22 protein-coding genes are annotated in these 21,351 nt (G+C 67.7%); 7 read left to right on the top strand and 15 right to left on the bottom strand.

The window, feature by feature from the left end; translation table 11 throughout:
* Window positions 1-34 precede the first annotated feature (34 nt).
* Window positions 35-943 carry a hypothetical protein gene (locus AC3A3G_RS13440; protein ID WP_487488414.1) on the top strand — a complete coding sequence of 303 codons (909 nt, stop codon included), beginning with the start codon at window positions 35-37 and terminating at the stop codon, window positions 941-943.
* Between the two features lie 7 nt (window positions 944-950).
* Here the strand turns inward: AC3A3G_RS13440 and AC3A3G_RS13435 are convergent, their stop codons facing one another.
* From AC3A3G_RS13435 to AC3A3G_RS13420, 4 genes are all read right to left on the bottom strand, one after another.
* Entirely contained in the window at window positions 951-1,073 is a 123-nt protein-coding gene (locus AC3A3G_RS13435) for a hypothetical protein (RefSeq protein WP_256375772.1), read from the bottom strand.
* 95 nt (window positions 1,074-1,168) lie between these two features.
* On the bottom strand, window positions 1,169-2,110 hold the full coding sequence (gene gcvA, locus AC3A3G_RS13430) for a transcriptional regulator GcvA (protein WP_487488413.1): 942 nt from the start codon (window positions 2,108-2,110) through the stop codon (window positions 1,169-1,171).
* A gap of 7 nt (window positions 2,111-2,117) precedes the next feature.
* Window positions 2,118-2,804, bottom strand: coding sequence for a response regulator transcription factor (locus tag AC3A3G_RS13425; RefSeq protein WP_487488412.1), 687 nt, complete (start codon window positions 2,802-2,804; stop codon window positions 2,118-2,120).
* A gap of 62 nt (window positions 2,805-2,866) precedes the next feature.
* Window positions 2,867-3,577 (bottom strand): YggS family pyridoxal phosphate-dependent enzyme, encoded by a 711-nt coding sequence (locus AC3A3G_RS13420; RefSeq protein ID WP_487488411.1) that lies wholly within the window; start codon window positions 3,575-3,577, stop codon window positions 2,867-2,869.
* Between AC3A3G_RS13420 and AC3A3G_RS13415 the strand changes: the two genes are divergently transcribed.
* Window positions 3,576-4,238, top strand: coding sequence for a thiamine phosphate synthase (locus tag AC3A3G_RS13415; protein WP_487488410.1), 663 nt, complete (start codon window positions 3,576-3,578; stop codon window positions 4,236-4,238). The two genes, AC3A3G_RS13420 and AC3A3G_RS13415, sit on opposite strands and share 2 nt — an antisense overlap.
* A gap of 14 nt (window positions 4,239-4,252) precedes the next feature.
* Here the strand turns inward: AC3A3G_RS13415 and AC3A3G_RS13410 are convergent, their stop codons facing one another.
* Complete coding sequence (locus AC3A3G_RS13410) at window positions 4,253-4,657, bottom strand: NtrZ family periplasmic regulatory protein (RefSeq protein WP_289647872.1); 405 nt, start codon at window positions 4,655-4,657, stop codon at window positions 4,253-4,255.
* A 340-nt stretch (window positions 4,658-4,997) separates the two neighbouring features.
* Between AC3A3G_RS13410 and AC3A3G_RS13405 the strand changes: the two genes are divergently transcribed.
* The 5 genes from AC3A3G_RS13405 (at window position 4,998) to AC3A3G_RS13385 (ending at window position 10,371) form a co-directional block, all read left to right on the top strand.
* Window positions 4,998-5,453 (top strand): DUF3576 domain-containing protein, encoded by a 456-nt coding sequence (locus tag AC3A3G_RS13405; protein ID WP_125900777.1) that lies wholly within the window; start codon window positions 4,998-5,000, stop codon window positions 5,451-5,453.
* A gap of 87 nt (window positions 5,454-5,540) precedes the next feature.
* Window positions 5,541-8,120: a leucine--tRNA ligase gene (gene leuS, locus AC3A3G_RS13400; protein WP_487488409.1), complete on the top strand. Its 2,580-nt coding sequence runs from the start codon at window positions 5,541-5,543 to the stop codon at window positions 8,118-8,120.
* Window positions 8,120-8,605, top strand: a complete 486-nt coding sequence (gene lptE / locus AC3A3G_RS13395) for an LPS assembly lipoprotein LptE (RefSeq protein WP_487488408.1) — start codon at window positions 8,120-8,122, stop codon at window positions 8,603-8,605. Before leuS ends, lptE begins: the two co-directional genes overlap by 1 nt.
* 10 nt (window positions 8,606-8,615) lie before the next feature.
* Complete coding sequence (holA, locus tag AC3A3G_RS13390; protein ID WP_368923077.1) at window positions 8,616-9,668, top strand: DNA polymerase III subunit delta; 1,053 nt, start codon at window positions 8,616-8,618, stop codon at window positions 9,666-9,668.
* A gap of 103 nt (window positions 9,669-9,771) precedes the next feature.
* Window positions 9,772-10,371 (top strand): hypothetical protein, encoded by a 600-nt coding sequence (locus tag AC3A3G_RS13385; protein ID WP_487488407.1) that lies wholly within the window; start codon window positions 9,772-9,774, stop codon window positions 10,369-10,371.
* Window positions 10,372-10,842: 471 nt separating this feature from the next.
* On the opposite strand, the gene AC3A3G_RS13380 is transcribed toward AC3A3G_RS13385, so the two are convergent.
* From AC3A3G_RS13380 to hemE, 10 genes are all read right to left on the bottom strand, one after another.
* Window positions 10,843-11,730: a ParB/RepB/Spo0J family partition protein gene (locus AC3A3G_RS13380; protein ID WP_125900781.1), complete on the bottom strand. Its 888-nt coding sequence runs from the start codon at window positions 11,728-11,730 to the stop codon at window positions 10,843-10,845.
* A 40-nt stretch (window positions 11,731-11,770) separates the two neighbouring features.
* Window positions 11,771-12,577: a ParA family protein gene (locus AC3A3G_RS13375; RefSeq protein WP_125900819.1), complete on the bottom strand. Its 807-nt coding sequence runs from the start codon at window positions 12,575-12,577 to the stop codon at window positions 11,771-11,773.
* A 19-nt stretch (window positions 12,578-12,596) separates the two neighbouring features.
* Window positions 12,597-13,217, bottom strand: coding sequence for a 16S rRNA (guanine(527)-N(7))-methyltransferase RsmG (gene rsmG / locus AC3A3G_RS13370; protein WP_487488406.1), 621 nt, complete (start codon window positions 13,215-13,217; stop codon window positions 12,597-12,599).
* Window positions 13,217-15,130, bottom strand: coding sequence for a tRNA uridine-5-carboxymethylaminomethyl(34) synthesis enzyme MnmG (gene mnmG / locus AC3A3G_RS13365; RefSeq protein ID WP_487488405.1), 1,914 nt, complete (start codon window positions 15,128-15,130; stop codon window positions 13,217-13,219). The genes rsmG and mnmG overlap by 1 nt, the downstream gene beginning before the upstream one ends.
* A 63-nt stretch (window positions 15,131-15,193) precedes the next feature.
* The gene (gene mnmE, locus AC3A3G_RS13360; protein ID WP_200167233.1) at window positions 15,194-16,507 is read right to left on the bottom strand and encodes a tRNA uridine-5-carboxymethylaminomethyl(34) synthesis GTPase MnmE; all 1,314 of its coding nucleotides are present in this window, start codon (window positions 16,505-16,507) and stop codon (window positions 15,194-15,196) included.
* Between the two features lie 10 nt (window positions 16,508-16,517).
* On the bottom strand, window positions 16,518-16,757 hold the full coding sequence (locus AC3A3G_RS13355; RefSeq protein ID WP_003166554.1) for a DUF6489 family protein: 240 nt from the start codon (window positions 16,755-16,757) through the stop codon (window positions 16,518-16,520).
* Between the two features lie 79 nt (window positions 16,758-16,836).
* Complete coding sequence (gene rho / locus AC3A3G_RS13350) at window positions 16,837-18,333, bottom strand: transcription termination factor Rho (RefSeq protein WP_234287890.1); 1,497 nt, start codon at window positions 18,331-18,333, stop codon at window positions 16,837-16,839.
* 251 nt (window positions 18,334-18,584) lie between these two features.
* Window positions 18,585-19,052, bottom strand: a complete 468-nt coding sequence (locus AC3A3G_RS13345) for a CopD family protein (RefSeq protein WP_119413177.1) — start codon at window positions 19,050-19,052, stop codon at window positions 18,585-18,587.
* An 11-nt stretch (window positions 19,053-19,063) separates the two neighbouring features.
* Window positions 19,064-20,143 carry a ferrochelatase gene (hemH, locus tag AC3A3G_RS13340; RefSeq protein ID WP_487488404.1) on the bottom strand — a complete coding sequence of 360 codons (1,080 nt, stop codon included), beginning with the start codon at window positions 20,141-20,143 and terminating at the stop codon, window positions 19,064-19,066.
* The gene (gene hemE, locus AC3A3G_RS13335) at window positions 20,140-21,174 is read right to left on the bottom strand and encodes a uroporphyrinogen decarboxylase (protein ID WP_487488403.1); all 1,035 of its coding nucleotides are present in this window, start codon (window positions 21,172-21,174) and stop codon (window positions 20,140-20,142) included. Before hemE ends, hemH begins: the two co-directional genes overlap by 4 nt.
* Between the last annotated feature and the right edge of the window lie 177 nt (window positions 21,175-21,351).

The following is a 21,351-nucleotide window of genomic DNA, read 5'->3' as shown; positions in this document are numbered from 1 at the left end:
CGTCAATCAGCGTTTCCCGTGTTAGGCTGGTTCCATGTCGATCACAACGACCCGTCTCGCCGCGCCGCTCGCCCTGGCGGCGGCCCTGCCGCTTCTGACCTGGTGTCAACGTCCGCCGGAACCGGCCGCGCCTGCGGAGCCGGCCCCGCCGCCGACGGTCGTGCTGGACTCCACGCTGAACCGCGCCGCCCTGCTGGCCGCCCTGACCGAGGCCGGAACCGCCCTGGCCGACGGCCAGACCCGCGACGCGGCCCTGACCGGCCGAACGGTGTCAGTGCGCCTGCCCTTCGGTTGCGGCGGCGAGGCGGCCGTCGTCAGCGAGGTCGGCGGCCTGCCTCGCCTCGTTCGCAATGCGGACGGAAGCCTGACCCTGACGGTCACGCCGGAAGACCTGGGCGCGTCGGCCCTGGTTCCCGCGACCCGCGAAGGGGCGGTCGACAAGTGGGAGGCGGTCGAAGGTTTCTGGATCGCCCGGCCATGGAGCGGTCTGGACGCCTGTCCGGCGTCAGCGGCTCTGGCCGCTCCCGCCCCGGATCTCGCGCCTTCGCCGGCTCAAACGGCGATCAAGACGCCCGCCGAGGGCAAGACGGCTGAGGCCAAGACCGTTGACGACGTCACGGCGCCGCCAATCGTCCAGCCCGAACGCACAGCCGGGCTGGCCGCCGTGTTCGAGACGGGCGGCTCGCGCCTGGGCCGTCGTCAGGGCCAGGCCTATGTCCATGTCATTCGGGGAGAGAAGGGCGTCGCGCCGACGCCGGCGCCGGGCGGCTATGCGCTGCGGCTGGAAGGGCGGCTGACCGCCTTCGCGGACGGCAAGGCCGTCCACTGCGTCCAGAAGGACGCCGAAAGCCGTCCGGTCTGCGTCGCCGCGCTGCGGCTGGACCGGCTGGCCTTCGAAGATGGGGCCACGGGCGCCCTTCTCAGCGAATGGCGCCCGCGTTGATTTAAGCTCAGGCTGCGCCCAGCAGCTTGGCGCCGGCCAGCACGCCCAGAAGGATCAGGGTGACGCTGCCGGTGAAGACGACGATGCCTTCGAACGAGAAGCTCGAAGCGCGGGGATGCACGAGTTTCATGACTTGGTTCCTTTCGGCGGGGGAGTTCCGAACGGTCTCAAGATAGGAAGCGCGGCCGCCGGGAACAAACCACGGTTAGGCCGCCTCAAGTGACCTCAAGTCACCCGAACCGTATCCGCGTCTTCATCCAGCCGCGATTCGGCCACGATCCAGTTGAGGAAGCGCCGCAGCTTGGGTTCGTCCGCTCGTTCGGGCAGGACCACCGCCCAATAGGCCAGGTCGTTAGTCAGGGCGTGATCGACCGGCTGGATCAGCCGCCCCTCGCGCAGGTCGTCCGCCGCCAGAGGCGCCGAGGTCAGCGCCACGCCGCGTCCCGACAGAGCCGCCTCCAGCGCCAGATGGCTGTGACTAAAGTGCGGGCCGCGCAGATGGTTCACGCGCGGGTCATCAACCCCAGCGCTCTCGAACCAGGCCTTCCAGCCCATGCGGTCGGCGTAGGGCATGTCGTGCCAGGTCTCGTGGATCAGCACCACGTCCAGCAGGTCGGACGGCTGATTCAACCGCCGCGCGGCGGCGAAGGACGGGGCGCAGACCGGGATCAGCCTCTCATTGACCAGCCGCCGCGCCACCTGGCCCGGGTAGGGGCCCTGGCCATAGCGCAGGGCCACGTCGGCCTCGCCGTTCGACAGGTCGGCGATGCGGTCCTCGGCGAAGACGATCAGATCGAGATCCGGGTTTTCCTCGCTGAACCGATGCAGGCGCGGCGACAGCCATTTGCTGGCCAGCGACGGCAGGGCGGTGATGCGCAGCTGGCGCGAACGACCCGGCCGCACGGCCTCCAGCGCGCTTTCCAGCCGCTCGAAGGCGTCGGCCACGCCTTGAGCCAGGCGCTTGCCGTCGGCGGTCAGGCGCACCGAACGGTTGAAGCGATCGAACAGGCGCAGGCCCAGCCGCATCTCCAGCGCCTTCACATGGCGGCTGACGGCGCCGGGGGTGACGCCCAGCTCCTCGGCCGCCTCGCGGAAACTGCCGAGGCGGGCGGCTGCGTCGAACGCCCGAAGCGCCACCAGCGGCGGGGTCGGGCGACGCTCGCTCATCTGGATGTCAGGGCTGGAGGCGGTAGCCGCCGGCGTCGGTCAGCAGCAGACGGGCCTGGCCCGGCTCGACCTCGATCTTCTGACGCAGGCGATAGATGTGCGTTTCCAGGGTGTGGGTGGTGACCCCGGCGTTGTAGCCCCAGACCTCGGTCAGCAACTCTTCGCGCGACACCGGCTTGGCCCCGGCGCGATAGAGGTACTTGAGGATGTTGGTTTCCTTCTCCGTCAGCCGGACCTTCTTGCCCTTGTCGTCGACCATCAGCTTGGAGGCCGGACGGAACTCATAGGGGCCGACCTGGAAGACGGCGTCCTCGGACTGTTCGTGGCTGCGCAGGTGGGCGCGGATACGCGCCAGAAGCACCGCAAAGCGGAAGGGCTTGGTGACATAGTCGTTGGCGCCGGAATCGAGGCCGAGGATCGCGTCCGAATCCGACGACTGCGCCGTCAGCATGATGACCGGAGTGGAGACGCCCGCCTTGCGGATCAGGCGACAGGCCTCGCGCCCGTCCAGGTCGGGCAGGTCGACGTCGAGCAGGATCAGATCGGCCCGCGCCTCCTTGGCCTGGCGCACGCCGTCCGTCGCCGTCGCGGCCTGGGCCGGGCGGAATTCCTCGTGAAGCGCCAACTGCTCGGCCAAAGCCTCGCGCAGGTCGTTGTCGTCATCGATGATCAGAATGGTCTTGGGCGTGCGCATGGTCTCTTTAGAATGGCGAGGCTTGGGCCCGACGCCAAGGGCGCCAAACGCGATATTGCGTCCTAAGAGGCCACAGGGACCATATTTCGTTCCCCGAACAGGGCCGAACCCACCCGAACATGGGTCGCGCCCGCCTCGATCGCCGTCAGATAGTCGCCGCTCATGCCCATCGACAGGACCGAGAGGCCGTTGCGCGCAGCGATCGCGGCCAGCAGGGCGAAGTGCGGCGCGGGGTCTTCATCGGCCGGGGGAATGCACATCAGCCCCTCGACCGTCAGGCCATGAACGTCGCGCGCGGCGGCGATCAGGGCGTCGGCGTCGTCCGGCAGGACGCCCGCCTTCTGCGGCTCAGCGCCCGTATTGACCTGAACCAGGACGCGGGGACGACGACCCGTCTTACGCGCGGCGGCGGCCAGGGCGTCGGCGAGGCGTTCGCGATCCAAAGTCTCGATGACGTCGAACAGTTCGACCGCATCTTGCGCCTTATTGGTCTGCAGGGGGCCGATCAGACGCAGCTCGAGATCCGGCAGGTCGGCGCGACGCTCGCCCCAGTGGGCCTTGGCCTCCTGCACCCGGTTCTCGCCGAAGACCCGCTGGCCGGTCGCCAGGGCGGCGTCGAGGGCGGCGTCGCCCTGCGTCTTGGACACCGCCGTCAGCACCAGCGAAGCGGGGTCGCGGCCCGCCGCCAGGGCCGCGTCATGGATGCGGCGGCGCACCTCGGCGAAGCGGTCGGCGATGGACGAAACGGCGAAAGCGGGCGTAGTGGCGGTCATGACCCTGTCCGAACTCATGGCCGAGGACGCGCGCACCCTGTGGGCGACGGCCCAGGCCCTGTCGCAGTCTGTACCCCTCACGGCGGCGCCTGTCAGCCCGCGCCCCCTGCCGCCCCTGCTGTTCTTCACCGACCCCGAGCGCACGCCCCGGCCGTGGGAGACGGCGGCGCGCCTGCCTGCGGGCGCGGGCGTCGTGTACCGCGCCTTCGGCGCCGCCGACGCCGTCGAAACCGGGCTTCGTCTGCGCGAGGCGACCCGGGCGGCGGGCGGACTGCTGCTGGTCGGACTGGACGCCGTCCTGGCCGAGCGGGTGGAGGCCGACGGCGTGCATCTGCCCGAACGCGCCCTGTCCTCGGCCTACGCCCTGTCGGGACGGCGGCCGGACTGGCTGCTGACCGGCGCGGCGCATTCCGAAGCGACGGTGCGCGGCGCGCGCGACCTGCACGCCCTGGTGCTGTCGCCCGTCTTCCCGGCCGGCGGCGCCTCGGCGGCCAAGCCCGCATTAGGGGTGAAAGCCTTCTCCGACCTGGCGGCCCTGGCCTCCTGCCCGGCCTACGCCCTGGGCGGCATCACGGCGCGCAACGCCGAAGCCCTCAGCGAATCAGGCGCGTGCGGTCTGGCGGGCGTAGAGGCGATCCAGGCGGCGTTCACCTCTCGCTGAGAGAGGCGCTAGGATCAGAACTTGAAGATGGTCTCGAGGCGCACGCGCGGGGCGGCGCGGCGATCGGCGGCGCTTTCAGGCGCACGGGCCGGATCGACTTCCGGCGATGCCAGGTTGGCGGCGGCGCCGACGCGCAGGCGCGGGCTGAGGCGGTAATAGGCCCCGGCCTCGACGTCGCCCCAGTCGGCTTCGCGGCCGACGGGCTGGTTCAGGTTGAAGTTCAGGCCCCAGCGGCCGTTCTCGTTCCAACGCAGGCCGCGCCGCTGCGCTGGAGACGCTGGCGTGGCCGAGGATTGAGCGGCGATGTCCGCCAGGCTGACGGCGGGCGCACGGCCACGCGTCTGAGCCGAGGCGTCGTTCGTCATCCCGGCCAGAGCCAGGGCGCCCACGCATCCAGCGATGACGGCGACGAAACGCATTCCACCCACCCAGAAGACCGACTTGAGTCGTCGATCCATCGTTGACGAACCGGAACCATCCGGCCTGGGGATAAGATATGGACTGATGCGCCGGGGTCAACGCGTCAGACGTCCAAGGCGCAGGTTCTCGACGAGTCCGGCGGCGGCTGTGGCGCCTGCGTCACGCCGTCACGGCATTCCCTGATCGATATTGGAGGCTCAGAACGCGGGTTCGCCTTGTCATCGCCCCTTTTCGCCGTGTTATAGAGCGTCGCTGCGGCGCGTGCGTTCGCGGCGACGTCGGACGACGATCCGACGCCGCCCGGCGTCATGGCGTCCAACCCTTTTGCGGAGACACGGAATGGCTCTTGTTCGCGGCGCTGCGGTCGCCCTGATCGCTTCGGGACTGCTGCTCGGCGGCTGCTCCAGCCTGCCCTTCGTCGGCGGCGAGTCCAAGGCCAAGGCGCCTTCGGCCGAAGCTCAGCTGGGTATCGGCGTCAACGCCTATCTGTGGCGCGCCACCCTGGACACCCTGTCCTTCATGCCGCTGGCCAACGCCGATCCGTGGGGCGGCGTCGTCAATTATGACTGGTACGTCAATCCGCAGGCGCCGAACGAGCGCTTCAAGGCGACCGTCTTCATCCTGGATCGCCGCCTGCGCGCCGACGCCCTGAACGTCGCCGTGACCAAGGAAGTCAAGGACGCGGCCGGCGCCTGGGTCTCCGCCCCGGTCGCGGCCCAGACCGAAACCGATCTGGAAAACGCCATCCTGACCAAGGCGCGCCAGCTCAACCTCGCCAACGCGGCCCGTCGCTAAAGTTCGGCCGCCCCTCACCTTTCGTCTTCAACGCGTCCTCAGGCCCGCCCCAAGCTTCGCGCCTGAGGCGCCGCCTCAGGATACGCCGTGGCCCGTTACGAGCCTAAGACCGCCGAACCCCGCCAGCAGGCCCGATGGGCTGCGGCCGACGCCTTCTCGGTGTCCAACGCCGACACCGGCCGTCCGAAATACTACGTCCTGGAGATGTTCCCCTATCCGTCGGGCAACATTCACATGGGCCACGCCCGCAACTATGTGATGGGCGACGTGGTGGCGCGTCACAAGCGGGCGCAGGGCTTCGACGTTCTGCATCCGATGGGCTGGGACGCCTTCGGCATGCCGGCCGAGAACGCGGCCATGGAGCGCGGCGTCCACCCCGGCGACTGGACCTGGTCCAACATCGCGACGATGCGCGACCAGCTGAAACTGCTGGGGCTGTCGCTGGATTGGAGCCGCGAATTCGCCACCTGCGATCCTGAATACTATGGCAAGCAGCAGGCCTGGTTCCTGGAGCTGTTCAAGCGCGGCCTGGTCTATCGCAAGGACGGCGTGGTCAACTGGGATCCGGTCGACAACACCGTCCTGGCCAATGAGCAGGTCATCGACGGGCGCGGCTGGCGCTCGGGCGCCGTGGTCGAGAAGCGCAAGCTGAACCAGTGGTTCCTGCGCATCACTCAGTATGCGGACGATCTGATCGACGGCTTGGCCGAGCTGGAAGGCCGCTGGCCTGAAAAGGTCCGCCTGATGCAGGAAAACTGGATCGGCCGGTCCAAGGGTCTGCAGATGAAATGGGCCTGGGCGGGCGCCGCCCCGGCTGGTTTCAATGACGGACTGGAGATCTACACCACCCGCCCGGACACCCTGTTCGGCGCCAGCTTCATGGGTCTGGCCCCCGATCATCCGATCTCGAAGCAACTGGCCGAGGCCGACCCCAAGGTCGCCGCCTTCGTCGCCGAATGCCGCAAGGGCGGCGCCAGCCAGGCCGACATCGAACAGGCCGAGAAGATCGGCTGGGACACGGGGCTGAAGGTCGTCCACCCCTTCACCGGGGCCGAGGTTTCGGTCTGGATCGCCAACTTCATCCTGTCCGACTACGGCACCGGGGCCATCTTCGCCTGCCCGGCGCATGACCAGCGCGACCTGGACTTCGCCCGCAAATACGACCTGCCGGTGATCCCGGTCGTCCGCCCCGAGGGCGCGGGCGACGACTTCGCCGTGGCGGACGAGGCCTATACCGGCCCCGGCTCCATCTTCCATTCCGACTTCCTGAACGGTCTGGACATCGAGGCCGCCAAGGCCGAAGCCATCCGCCGCATCGAGGCCGCCGGAACGGGCGAAGGCGCGACCATCTATCGCCTGCGCGACTGGGGCGTCAGCCGTCAGCGCTACTGGGGCTGCCCCATCCCGGTCATTCACTGCGAGGCCTGCGGCGTCGTGCCGGTTCCGGCCGACCAGTTGCCGGTCGAACTGCCCAAGGACGTCACCTTCGACGTACCGGGCAACCCGCTGGACCGCCATCCGACGTGGAAACACGTCAACTGTCCGTCGTGCGGCGCCGCCGCCCGGCGCGAGACGGACACGCTCGACACCTTCGTCGATTCCAGCTGGTATTTCGCCCGCTTCGCCGATCCCAAGGCGGCCGAGCCGATCAACAAGGCCGCCGCCGCCAAATGGCTGCCGGTCGACCAGTACATCGGCGGCGTCGAGCACGCGGTCCTGCACCTGCTCTACGCCCGCTTCATCACCCGCGCCCTGTCGGACGCCGGTCTGATGGACGTGAAGGAGCCGTTCGCCGGCCTGTTCACCCAGGGCATGGTGATCCACGAGACCTATTTCGACGGTCATGAGGACAGCGGCAAACCGCGCTGGATCGAACCGTCGGACATCCGCATCGAGACCGTGGACGGCCAGCGCGTCGCCACCCGCCTGTCCACCGGCGCCCCGGTGACGATCGGCGACATCGAAAAGATGTCCAAGTCCAAGAAGAACGTGGTCGCGCCCCAGGACATCATCACCGCCTATGGCGTGGACGCCGGACGCCTGTTCATCCTGTCCGACAGCCCGCCTGAACGCGACATCCAATGGTCGACCGGCGGCGTCGAAGGCGCCGCCCGCTTCGTCCAGCGCGTCTGGGGCGAATACGCCGCCTTCGACGCCGCCGCGCCCGCAAACGCCGATGTCGACGCCGCCCTGATCCGCGAGACGCACAAGGCCATCAAGGCCGTCAGCGAAGGCGTCGAGCATTTCCGTTTCAACTCGGCCGTGGCCAAGCTCTACGCCTTCCTGGCGACCATCCGTCAACACGACAAGGCCGGCGCCGAGGCGAAGAAGACCGCCCTGTCCACCCTGGCGCGGCTGATGGCGCCCTTCACCCCCCACCTGGCCGAGGAAGCCTGGACCCAGCTGGGCGAGGCCGGAATGGTGCTGGACGCGCCCTGGCCCGTCTATGACCCGGCCCTGGCCGCCGACGACCAGGTCACCCTGCCCGTCCAGATCGGCGGCAAACGGCGCGGCGAGGTCGTCCTGCCGCGCGGTTCGGACAATGCGACGGTCGAAGCCGCCGCTCTCGCCAATCCGACGGTTCAGGCCTACCTTGCCGCCAACAACCTCAGCGTCCGCAAGGTGATCGTGGTGCCCGACCGTATCGTCAATCTGGTGGCCGACTGATGCGCCGCCTGGCTTTGCTCGGCGTCCTGGCGGGCGCAAGCCTGCTGTCCGCCTGCGGCTTCACGCCCATGTACGGCGAGACCGGCGTCAGCGGCGGCCTGTCGCGCATCGCCGTGACCACGCCGGACGACCGCCTGGGGTATCGGCTGCGCGAACATCTGGAAGACGCCTTCGGTCGCGATGGAGGCGGTCTTTCGCCCCTCTATCGCCTGACGACCGAGGTCGAGCAGAGCCGTCGCCCCTTGGGCCGTCGTATCGACGATACGGCCAGCCGCTATGAGCTGACGGTCAAGGCCGCCTGGGCCCTGACCCCCGCCGCCGGCGGAGATGCGATAAAGGGCGTGCAGACCACGACTGTCACCTACGCCGCCGCGGATCAGCCCTACGCCGCCATCGCCGCACAACAGGACGGCGAGGACCGGGCCGCCGCCGACCTGGCCCGCCTGATCCGCCTGGACATGATGCGCGTCCTGGCCGGGCGCTGATGGCCTTCGCATGATCCTGTCCAAGCGGCCCGACGTCGACCGCTTCCTTAAGGCGCCGGACGCCGGCGTCCGCGCCGCCGTCATCCACGGCAAGGACCGCTCGGGCGTGACCGAGCGCGCCCTGACGCTGTGCCGCACGATCACCCCGGACCTGAACGACCCCTTTAACGTCACCCTGCTGACCGAGGCCGACATCGACGGCGACGCCGTGCGGCTGGAAGAGGCGCTGACGGCGCTCAGCATGATCGGCGGGCGGCGCCTGGTGCGCATCCGGATGTCGGACGGCAAGGCAGGCGTGGACAAGGCCGTTGCCGCCGCCCTGACCGCCCACGCCGAAGGCGCCTACAACCCCGACGCCATGCTGGTGATCGAAGCCGGAGCGCTGGGCCGCGAATCCGCCCTGCGCAAGGCCGCCGAAAAGGCCCAGGGGGCGGTCGCCATCGCCTGCTATGAAGACGAGGTCGGCGACGTCGCCCGCATGACGCGCGAGGCCCTGGGCGCCGACAAGGTGGGCCTGTCTTCCGACGCCCTGGATCGCTTTGTCGCCCGCCTGCCCCGCGAGCGCGGCCTGATGCGTCAGGAGATCGAGCGGCTGATCCTCTACATCGGCCCGGGCTCCAGCCGCACCATCGACGTCGAGGAGTTGGACGCCCACCTGGGGGTCGAGCCCGACGCCTCCCTGTCCGACGCCGCGCTGCAGGCCTTCGGCGGCCGGCCGGGCCCCGCCCAGGCGGGCCTGCGCCGCGCTTTGGCCGAGGGCGAAAGCGCTGTCATGGCCGTGCGCATGGCCTCGCTCCATCTCGGAAAGCTGCGCCGGATCAATGTCCTGCAGGCCAACGGCGCAGGCGCCAAGGAGGCCGCCAAGGCCGCCGGCGTGTTCTGGAAACAGGAAGCGGAAATGCTGCGCCAATCGCGCGCCTGGCGGCTCGAACTGCTCGACGAGGTGCAGGACAGCGTCAACACCGCCGACGTCATGACCAAGACCACGGGCATGCCCGAGGCCCTGATCGCCGAACGCCTGCTGCTGGAGATCGCCGCCCGCGCCAAGCGCATGGGACTTTGAGACGATGAACCCGAGCGACATGACGCCGACTCGACACAACGGCAATTCGGCGTTCTGATCCTATCGCCTCGGCATTGAGCCGGGATGACCTCGGGGAATCTTCATGCGTCTGTTCAGCACCGCCGTCGCCGCCGCCGTTCTTCTGAACTTGCCTGGCCTGGCGCTGGCCCAGGAAGCATCCGTACCGACCGACAATGCCGAAATGGCCGCCATCTTCGTCGCCGATCAAGCCGTTCGTCAGAACATTGATCCGGCCCGGTTCCGTGATCGCGCCTTCGTCGAGCAGATGAACGCCGACGACGCCGCCCGCCGTGAGCGAACCCGCGCCCTGCTCGATGCGGGCGCCTTGCAGACCGGAGAAGACTTCCGCGCCGCCGCCTTCGTCTTCCAACACGGCTCGACGCCTGAGGACTATCTTTTGGCGCACAGCCTGGCCGTCACCGGCGTCGCCAAGGGATCGAAGCAGGCGGCCTGGATCGCAGCGGCCTCACTCGACCGTTTCCTCCAATCGGTGGACCGGAAACAGATCTACGGCACCCAGACTCGCATGATGAACGGCGGCGAGCCGACGCTCGAGCCCTATGATCGCGACCTATTGCCCGCCGCCGTACGCGCCGCTGCGGGCGTGCCCAGCCTGGCCGAACAGGAGGCGCGCCTGGAACAGTTCCGCGTCGCCCGTCAGGCGGCGGCTCCGCAACCCTGAAGCCGCGCCCTGCCCTCAGCCCCTTTTGGAGGCGCGACGGAAAGCCGGCTTGTTCAAGGCCGCAGCCTGACGTTGCATCGTCTTTTCGGACTTGCGCGCGCCTGCGGCGCTGCTGAAGGCGCCGCCATCCTGTGTTGCGGCCCGCTTCGCCGCCAGGACTCGCTTGAGAGCTTCAGCGGCGCTCGACTTCTCAGGGTTCTCGATCATGGACGACACCTTAGCAGAAACAGCCGAAAAAAGAGCCTTCTCACCCTGGTCTCAACTCGCCGCCTTAGCGCCCGGTCGGGCCTGTCGATTGAGCCAAGCCCGCAGTATTGACAGAAAAGTATATAGAAGTGTTTTATGCCTTTGATCGATCCCTCGATCATCGAACGGGTTTTGCGCGCCGCCGACCAGCGAACCGCGAACCCGCTCTCATCCCCGACTTGCCCGTCCCGGCTCGACCAGGACGGGCTTTTTCGCTTGTATGGATCAGCCGCGCATCAGGCGACGGCACAGATCGTCAAGCTGTTCCAGCGTGCCGTATTTGACCGTGATCTCGCCCTTGCCGCCCTTGTCCGCCAGTGAGACCTTCAGGCCCAGGGCGTCCGACAGATCCTGCTCCAGCGCCGCGATGTCGGCGGCGCCCTCGCCGGTCAGCGCGGGTTTGGACTTGGGCGCCTTCTGGCCCTCGACGGCGCGACGGGCCAGAGCCTCGGTCTGACGCACGTTCAGACCCTTGGCGATAACCTCCGCCGCCAATTGCTCTGCATTCGGCGCCGTGATCAGGGCGCGGGCGTGACCCGCCGACAGCTCACCGCGCACCACATGCTCGCGCACCGCCTCGGGCAGTTGCAGCAGACGCAGAGTGTTGGCGACGTGGCTGCGGCTCTTGCCCACCACCCCCGCCAAAGCGTCCTGGGTGCGGCCGAAGCGCTCCATGAGGACGGCATAGGCGTTGGCCTCTTCCATCGGGTTCAGGTCGGCGCGCTGGACGTTTTCGATGACGCCGACTTCCAGCACCTCGATGTCGTCCATCTCGCGCACGACGATCGGCACCTGGGTCAGGCGGGCGGCCTGGGCGGCGCGCCAGCGGCGCTCGCCGGCGATGATCTGCCACACGCCCTGCTCGCCCGGTTGCGATCGCACCAGGATGGGCTGCAGCACGCCCTTGTCACGGATGGAGGCCGTCAGCTCGTCCAGATCCGTCTTGGTGAAGATTTTGCGCGGCTGGTCCGGGTTGGGCTTCAGCGCCTCGATCGGCGCCCGATGCACGCCCGCCGGCGCCGGGCCGGTCGCGTCAACAGCGACTGGCTCCTGCGTGTTTTCTCCCAGAAGCGCCGAGAGACCCCGGCCCAGACCACGCTGACGTTCGGACAAGATATCGATTCCGTTATTGTTTTTGGGATCAGACCGCCAATCAGGCGGCCAGGGCCTGACGACGCTGGCGCTCGCGCGCCACCAGTTCACGGGCCAGCTTCAGATAGGCTTGGCTGCCCGCACATTTCAGATCATAGATGAGCGCCGGCTTGCCGAAGGACGGCGCCTCGGACACCCGGACGTTGCGAGGAATGACGCTGTCATAGACCTTGTCGCCGAAATGGGCGCGCACGTCTGCCGCCACCTGCCCCGACAGGGCGTTGCGACGGTCGTACATGGTCAGGACCAGCCCCTGAATCTCCAGCGCCGGATTCAGGCTCTGGCGCACCATGTCGATGGTCCGCATCAACTGGGTCAGGCCCTCCAGGGCAAAGAACTCGCACTGCAGCGGAACCAGAACGGCGTCCGCCGCCGCCATGGCGTTCAGCGTCAGCAGGTTCAGCGACGGCGGGCAGTCGATCAGCACATAGTCATACCGTGAATGACCATTGCCGCCCTGTTTCGCCAGGGCGTCGCGCAGACGGTAGGAACGACGATCCGCCTGGCTCAGCTCGATCTCGACCCCCGACATGTCGGCGTCGGCGGCGACGATGAACAGGCCCGGCACGGCGGTCTCAATGGCGGCCTCGTCCACCGGGCGGCCGTCGACGATGACGTCATAGATCGTCACCCGGCGTGTTTCACGTGGAACACCCAGCCCAGTCGAGGCATTGCCCTGCGGGTCCATATCGACGATCAGCACCTTTTCGCCGATCGCGGCCAGGGCGGTGCCCAGGTTGATGGCCGTCGTGGTCTTGCCCACCCCGCCCTTCTGATTGGACACGGCCAGGACGCGGGTTTCATGCACGCGGGGCGGCTTTACGGACTCAACGGACACGGCGAAGACCCCCCAGTGAAACGATGCGGCCGCGCGGATCGCTGCGCGAGACCGTAAGCTCAGCCTCAAACTGCCAGACCCGGCGGGCCTCTTTCAACTCAGCCTCGGCCTTCTCTCCCTTGAGAAACAGCCCTTTTGCACCGCGTTGGAAGTAGGGCTGTGCATAACCCAACAGCTTCTCCATCGCCGCCACAGCGCGAGCCGTGACGACGTCGACCGTGATCGCTTGTTCCTCAGCCCGACCATTGACGACGGTGGCGGGCAAATCCAGCGTATCGACGATGGTCTGCAAGAAGCGGCACCGCTTGCCCAGGCTGTCGATCAGCCACACATGAGCGCCCGGCCGTCCCTTCAGCAGGATGGCCAGGACCACGCCGGGGAAGCCCGCCCCGGCCCCCAGATCAGCCCAGGTATTGGCCTCCGGCGCCAGGCTCAGCAGCTGGGCGCTGTCCCAGGCGTGACGGTTCCAGAAGTCGGGAAGAGTATCCGGACCGACCAGATTCATCACCTCATTGGCCTCGGTCAGCATGCCGAGGAAGACGTGCAGATCGGCGATGCTGGCGTCGCTGGCGCCCGTCTGGGCGCGGAAGGCATCGATGGCGTCCGGCATCAGGCGACCACCGCCGCCAGGTCGGCTTCCACGTCCTTGACCTTCTTCACATGACCCAGAAGCGCCGTCAGAGCCCCCGGCGTCATGCCTTCAATGCGTCCGGCCTGGCCCAGCGTCAGCGGGCGGATCAGGGCGAGTTTTTCGCGCACCTCGTTCGACAGCGCGCCGATAGCGGCGTAGTCGAGGTCAGCGGGAAGCGACAGCCCCTCCTCCCGCCGCAAGGCTTCCGCATCCTGCGTCTGGCGATCCAGATAGCTCGCGTAGACGGCGTCGATCTCGACCTGATCCCGCACCGCAGGCGACCAGTCCGTGATTTCGGGGCGGATGGCGACAAACTGATCCAGCGTCACATTCGGGAAGGCGAGCAGATCACGGATCGAGCGCCGCTGGCCATCCGCGTTTACGGTGATGCCAAGGGCCCCCGCCTCCTTGGGCGTGAACTGCGTTTCACGTGAAACACGGTTCGCCCGGTCCAACTGGTCCGACTTCTCCAGCCATACCTCGGCCCGCTCGGCGCCGACAATGCCCGCCGCGATTCCGATCGGCGTCAGACGTTGGTCAGCGTTATCCGCGCGCAGCGTCAGGCGATACTCGGCTCGGCTGGTGAACATGCGATAGGGCTCGGTGACGCCGCGCGTCACCAGGTCATCGATCATGACGCCGATATAGGCCTGGTCTCGGCCAAGGATCAGCGGATCGGAACCGGCGGCGGCGCGGGCGGCGTTGAGGCCGGCGATCAACCCTTGAGCCCCCGCCTCCTCATAGCCGGTCGTGCCGTTGATCTGGCCGGCCAGATAGAGGCCGGGGCGTTTCTTGACCTCCAGCGCCGGAGTCAATTCGCGCGGATCGACATAGTCGTACTCGATGGCATAGCCGAAGCGGAAGACCTCGACCTGCTCCAGGCCGGGCATCGTATGCAGGAAGGCCAGCTGGGTCGCATCCGACACCGAGGTCGAGATGCCGTTCGGATAGACGGTCGGATCATCCAGACCCTCCGGCTCCAGGAAGACCTGGTGGCTTGTCTTGTCGGCGAAGCGGACCACCTTGTCCTCGATCGACGGACAGTAGCGCGGCCCGCGACCCGACAGACGCCCGCCGTAAACGGCGCTTTCACCGAGGTTGTCGGCGATGATGCGGTGCGTCTCTTCCGTCGTATGGGTGACGCCGCAGGCGATCTGCGGCACCTCGATCCGGTCGGTCAGGAAGCTGAAAGGCACAGGCTGATCGTCCGCGGGCTGCATCTCCAGCCGATCCCAGGCGATGGTTCGCCCGTCCAGACGCGCGGGCGTGCCGGTCTTCAGGCGCCCCATCATCAGATCCGCCGAATGCAGATCGCCCGCCAGACCGGTCGACGGGTCTTCGCCATAGCGGCCGGCCGGAATGCGCAGATCGCCGCGATGAATGACGCCGTTGAGGAAGGTGCCCGTCGTCAGCACCACGGCCCCGGCGCGGATGGTCTCACCCGCCCCAGTCTTCACTCCGGCCACGCGGTCGCCGTTGAGGATCAGACCCTCGGCCGTGCCCGCCATCAGGGTCAGGTTCGGGTAGTCGGCCAGTTCGGCCTGCATGGCCTCGCGATACAGGCGACGGTCGATCTGGCTGCGCGGGCCGCGCACGGCGGCGCCCTTCGACCGGTTCAGCAGGCGGAACTGGATGCCCGACACATCGGCCAGGCGGCCCATGACGCCGTCCAGGGCGTCGATCTCGCGCACCAGATGGCCCTTGCCCAAGCCGCCGATGGCCGGGTTGCAACTCATCTCGCCGATCGTCTCGAGCTTCTGAGTCAGAAGCAGGGTGCGGGCGCCCGCGCGCGCTGCGGCCGTCGCGGCTTCGCATCCGGCGTGGCCGCCGCCGATGATGACGACATCGAAGGTGTGATCGGGGGTCGAACTCATGGCGTCCACATAGTCCATTCGAGCCGAAATCGCCACCGGCTCGAGAACCGTTGTTTCACGTGAAACAGGCGAAAGCCGGGCCTATTTGCCGATGCAGAAGGAGGAGAAGACCTCGCCCAGAATGTCCTCCACCCCGATGGCCCCGGTGACGCGGGCCAGGGCCTCGGCGGCGCGACGAAGGTCGTCACCCGCCATCTCGGGCGCCAGATCGAGCGCACGACGCCCTGCCTCAACCGCGGCCAGAGCTTCAGCCAAGCGACGACGATGGCGCTCACGCGTCACCGCCGGGAAGTCGGCGCCGGACAGGTCGCGGGCCAGGCGAGCCGCGATCCAGTCATGCAGTTCAGACAGCCCCTGCCCCGTCGTCGTGCTGACGCTCAAGGCTTCGAGATCGGGCGCCGTCGCCACTGCGCCCAGGTCGGACTTGTTCAACACCTGAAGGTCCGAGGAACAGATGAAACCGAAAGCCGGATCCGTATCGCCTTCGGTGGAGGGCGAACGAACCCATAGACGCAGGTCGGCGCCCTCGGCGCGCAAGCGGGCGCGACGGATGCCCTCCGCCTCGACCGGATCGTCACTGTCACGCAGACCCGCCGTGTCCGACAGGGTGACGGCGTAGCCGCCGATCATGATGTCGGCGTCCAGCACGTCGCGCGTCGTCCCGGCGATCGGGGTGACGATGGCCGCCTCGCGCGCCACCAGGGCATTGAACAGGGAAGACTTGCCCGCATTCGTCTCGCCGATCAGGACGATGCGATAGCCCTCGCGCACCCGTCGGCCGCGATCGGAATCGGCCAGGGCCGCGCGCAGATCGGCGGCCAGGGCGTCCAGAACCGGCCCGGCGGTGCGCGCCAGATTGTCAGGCACTTCCTCGTCGGGGAAGTCGATCTCGGCCTCAACCAGGGACAGGGCCTTCAGCAGATCGCGGCGGAAACCAGCGTAGGCCGCCGACAGGGCGCCGTCGAGCTGACCCAGAGCCTGAGACTTCTGGGCGTCCGTTTCCGCGTCGATCAGGTCGGCGACGGCCTCGGCCTGGGCCAGATCCATGCGGCCGTTCTGGAAGGCGCGGCGGGTGAACTCGCCGGGCTCGGCCGGACGCAGGCCCAGAGCGATCAGGGCGGTGCTAGCCGCCTCCACCACGGCGCGACCGCCATGCAGATGCAGTTCGGCCGAGTCCTCGCCCGTATAGGAGCGCGGAGCCACGAAGCGCAGCACCAGAGCCTCGTCGATCAGACGGCCCTCTTGGCGCAAACTGCGCACCGAGGCCAGGCGGGGCGTCAGCCCCCCTGCCCCCAGCGCCGTCAGCGTCGTTTCGGTGGCTGGACCCGACAGTCGCAGCACGGCGATGGCCCCCCGCCCCGGCGGAGTGGCGAGGGCGAAGATGGTGTCGCTCACGCCGTCAGGCTCAAGGTTTTGCCGCGCCCGTGACGGCGGCTTCCATCAGGCGGCGGAACTGGTCCTGGGCCTGAACGCCGAAGCTGGTCCAGGTCTTCATCAGTTCATCGGGCTGCATCGCGGCCATGTTGGCGTCCATGCGCTTCTGCATCTCGGCGACCAGATGGTCGTTGAGCGGCGTCACATCCGGCAGACCCAGAAAGGCGCGGGCCTCGGCCGGGGTGCAGTCGATCTCGATGTTCAGCTTCATAACGCCCTCACTTGTTTCACGTGAAACATGACGGCGCCCCTAGCGCCTCGCGCCGCGCGCGAGGCGCTAGGGGCCCCAATCAGGTGTTCATGGACTGGAAGAAGTCCGCGTTGTTCTTGGACTGGCGCAGCTTGTCGAGCAGGAACTCGATCGCGTCCTGCGGCCCCATCGGGTTGAGGATGCGGCGCAGGACATAGGTCTTGGCCAGTTGATCCTTCGGGGTGATGAGGTCTTCCTTGCGGGTGCCAGACTTGAGCACGTCGATGGCCGGGAAGATGCGCTTGTCCGCGACCTTGCGGTCCAGCACGATTTCCGAGTTGCCGGTGCCCTTGAACTCTTCGAAGATCACCTCGTCCATGCGGCTGCCGGTGTCGATCAGGGCCGTGGCGATGATGGTCAGCGAACCGCCCTGCTCCACGTTGCGCGCGGCGCCGAAGAAGCGCTTGGGACGTTGCAGGGCGTTGGCGTCGACGCCGCCGGTCAGAACCTTGCCCGACGACGGGACAGTGGCGTTGTAGGCGCGGCCCAGGCGGGTGATGGAGTCCAGCAGGATCACCACGTCCTTCTTGTGCTCGACCAGACGCTTGGCCTTTTCGATGACCATTTCGGCCACGGCGACGTGGCGAGTGGCGGGCTCGTCGAAGGTCGAGGCGACGACCTCGCCCTTTACCGTGCGCTGCATGTCGGTGACTTCTTCCGGACGCTCGTCGATCAGCAGGACGATCAGGAAGACTTCCGGGTGGTTGCGCTCAATCGACTTGGCGATGTTCTGCAGCATGACCGTCTTACCGACGCGCGGCGGGGCAACGATCAGGCAGCGCTGACCCTTGCCCAGCGGGGCGACGATGTCGATGACCCGGCCCGAGCGGTCCTTCAGCGTCGGATCCTGGATCTCCATGTGCAGCCGCTCTTCGGGATAGAGCGGCGTCAGGTTGTCGAACAGGACCTTGGTCTTGACCATCTCCGGATCTTCGAAGTTGATCGTATCGACCTTGAGCAGGGCGAAGTAGCGCTCGCCCTCACGCGGGCCGCGCACGGCGCCGTGCACCGTGTCGCCCGAGCGCAGGCCGAAGCGACGGATCTGCGACGGCGAGACATAGACGTCGTCCGGCCCCGGCAGATAGTTGGCGTCCGGGCTGCGCAGGAAGCCGAAGCCGTCCGGCAGGATCTCCAGCACGCCCGAGGCGATGATCTCGACCTCTTCATCAGCCAGGGTCTTCAGGATGGCGAACAGCAGATCCTGCTTGCGCAGGTTGCCGGCGTTCTCGATGTCCAGGCCTTCGGCGAAGGCGACCAGATCTTCCGGCGTCTTCTCGTTCAGTTCCTGCAGGGTGATGCGGCCGTTAGGGACGATGGGCTCGCCGTCATCGTCCTCGTCATCCTCCTCGGCCGTGGTGTCGACGCCGTGGTCGTCGTCTTCAGCGACAGGCGCGACGGGTTCTTCGGGCGCGGCTTCCTCGACCGGAGCCGCCCCACGGCTGCCGCCCAGGCTCAGAGTGCGGCGCGGGCGCTCAGCAGGTGTTTCCACTGCGTTTTCAGTGACTTCGGTTTCCGGCGTGTCAGGCGTATCGGTCATGATGGCGTGCTCGTTCGCGCGCCCGAACGCCGCGAGGCGTCCAGGAGCAGAAGGTCGTCGATGGCTTCAGCCGCAAGGGCTGGGAGGGAAGGCGACGGTCTCCCGCAGGCTCAAACCGGCAGGCGTCGCGAAAAGAGAGGGACCGCACTGCACGGATCGGCCGCACGGTTCACCGCAGCGGAACCACGAAAGACCAGTGCCGGTCAAGGGTCCTCAAACAGCAAGCGACCGCGCCGCTCGCGCTAGGGCCTCTAGAAACTCCACTCCATCGTCACCGACAACACCATGATGATGGCCAGGACGAAGGGGATCTCATTGGTCATACGCCAGAAGCGGCCGGAATATTTCGACGTTCCCGCCGCGATCTTCTTGCGCTGCCCTGCCAGAAAGCCGTGCCAGCCCGCCAGCAGGAAGACGCCGATCAGCTTGGTCATCATCCACGGCTGGTGCGCGAACGACCAGTCGGCGCCGTCGCCGCTGCGCAGCCACAAAAGCCAGCCGCCGAAGATGAAGGCCAGGATCATGGCCGGATTGATGATGATGCGCAGCAGACGCGTCTGCCAGACACGCAGCAGCGCCTGCATCTCGCCGCGCAGGGGTTCGGGCTTGGCGTTCTGCTCGGCGTCATAGGCGAACAGGCGCGGCAGGAAGAGCATGCCGGCCATCCACGCGATCACCGCCAGGATGTGAAGCCCGCGGGCCAGATTGTAATAGTCCATGTCGCTTCCCCTCAGGCCGCCTTGGAGGCCCTTGAACAGCCAGACGGGCAGGCTTTCAAGTGGGCGCATGGCCCACCCTGCGAAGCCCCCTGCGGGGCGGTCCCCGGCGTTTCCAGCGCCCGTCCGACCGCATCGGCCAGGGCGGTGATGAAGATCGGATCCGCGCTGACCGTCGGCGCTCGCAGATAGGGCGCGCAACCGACCTTATGCGCCAGCTCGCCGTATTCCATGTCCAGTTCGACCAGGGTCTCGATATGCTCGGAGACAAAGGCGATGGGGACGACGACGGCTCCCACGCCGTCCTTGGCCGCCTGTTCGATGGCGTCCGGCGTGGCCGGCCCCAGCCATTTCAGCGGCCCGACCCGGCTCTGGTAGCAGATGCCCCAGTCGGTCAGGCTCATGTGCGCGACCACGGCGGCCACCGTGGCCTCGACCTGGGCCTGATAGGGATCGCCGGCCGCGACCAGCTTTTCCGGAATGCCGTGCGCCGAGAACAGCACGCGCACCGGCCTGCCTTCGGCCCTGTCCAGCGTTTGCCGGATCAGACGGGCCTGGGCCTCGATCAGCCCTTCGGCGTCCGGATAGCAGCAGACGACGTGGGTCTCGCCCGGCCCATCGTAGCACTCGCTCCACTTCTTCAGCGACGAGGCCGTCGTTGTGGTTGAGAACTGCGGATAGAGGGGCAGAAGGACGATCTTGTCCGGTTGGAAAGCCTTGACCGCCGCCGCCGTCTCTTCCGTCAGCGGATGCCAGTAGCGCATGGCGATGAAGACGCGGCTGTCATCGCCCGGCGCCGCGTCGGCCAGGGCGCGCGACAGGGCCTCGGCCTGCTTCTGCGTCTCGGGCAGCAGGGGGGAGCCGCCGCCCATCAGGGCGTAGTTGGCCTGGGCCGAGGTCTCGCGACGGCTGGAGATCAACTTCGCCAGCGGCGTGCGGAACACCCCCGGCAGGCCGATGATGGCCGGATCGTTGAACAGGTTGAACAGGAAGGGTTTGACCGCTTCGGGGCGATCGGGACCGCCCAGATTGGTCAGAACGACCGCCACGCGCCGGTTGGGTCGTCCCTCGGGGGTTGTGGCGGTCCGGGTCATTGGGCGCCGATCCGCTTCAACACCTGTTCGACATGGGCGATCGGCACGTCCGGCAGGATGCCGTGGCCCAGGTTGAAGATCCACGGCCCCTGGCCCCAGGCCTCCATCAGCTGATCGACGCGGCGGTCCAGGGCGTCGCCGCCCGCGCGCAACAGCAAGGGGTCCAGCGCGCCCTGAATGGGCTTGATCGCCTGGACGCGCTTGCCGACGTCCAGAGGACAGGCGGTGTCCAGCGCCACGCCCTGCACGTCGCATTCGCGGGCATAGCGTTCGGCCAGCGCCGCCGAGCCTCTCGGAAAGCCGATCAACGGCACGGTGACGCCCAGTTCGCGGGCGCGGGCCACCAGCTTCTGGTGCGGTTTCAGCACCAGGCTTTCGAAGAGATCGTCGGGCAGGCCCTCGGCCCAGCTCTCGAAGATCTTCAGAACCTGGGCGCCGGCGTCCTGCTGCATCTTCAGATAGTGGGCGGTGGATTCCACCAGCACGTCCAGCAGACCCGCCACCAGCTCGGGGTGGGTATAGGCGTAGGAGCGGGCGGCGGCGCGCTCGCCCTTGCCGATGGTGCGCGCTTCGCCGTCCAGCATATAGGTGGCGACCGTCCACGGCGCCCCTGCAAAGCCGATCAGGGCGCGTTCAGGCTCCAGTTCCGCGCGCACGAGGCTGAGTGTCTGGCCCACGGCCTTGAGGGCCTCTCCAGCCTGCTGAGCCTTGTCGGCCATGGACTGCACCGACGGCAGAGCGCCCAGGCGCGGCCCTTCCCCCGCCTCGAACCACACCTTCTGGCCCAGGGCGCCGGGGATCAACAGGATGTCAGCAAAGACGATGGCGGCGTCAAAGCCGAACCGGCGCATCGGCTGCAGGGTCGCTTCCGCCGCCATTTCCGGATTCAGGCAGAAGGCGATGAAGTCCGGCGCCTTGGCCCGCAGCTCACGGTATTCCGGCAGGTAGCGCCCGGCTTGACGCATGAACCACACGGGCGGGCGGGAAAGGGTTTGGCCCTGGAGAGCCTGGATTAGAAGGGGCGTGCTCATGCTTCGGGCTTTAGGATGCACACCCCCAAGCCTCAATCCCTATTCAGATTTAAGAATTGAAAGAATTGGTAGGTGGAAGCAGGGCCGGGGAGCGCGGGGATAACTGCGGGCAGTCCCGGTTCGACTGCCTCTTGTCCCCTGATCGCGGCGTGGAAACCCAGGCGTTTACAAGGCGGG

Source organism: Brevundimonas sp. Soil_N_31, from assembly GCF_057655995.1.
Note: the sequence above shows the minus strand (reverse complement) of the source record. Positions and strands in the feature narration are given on the sequence as shown.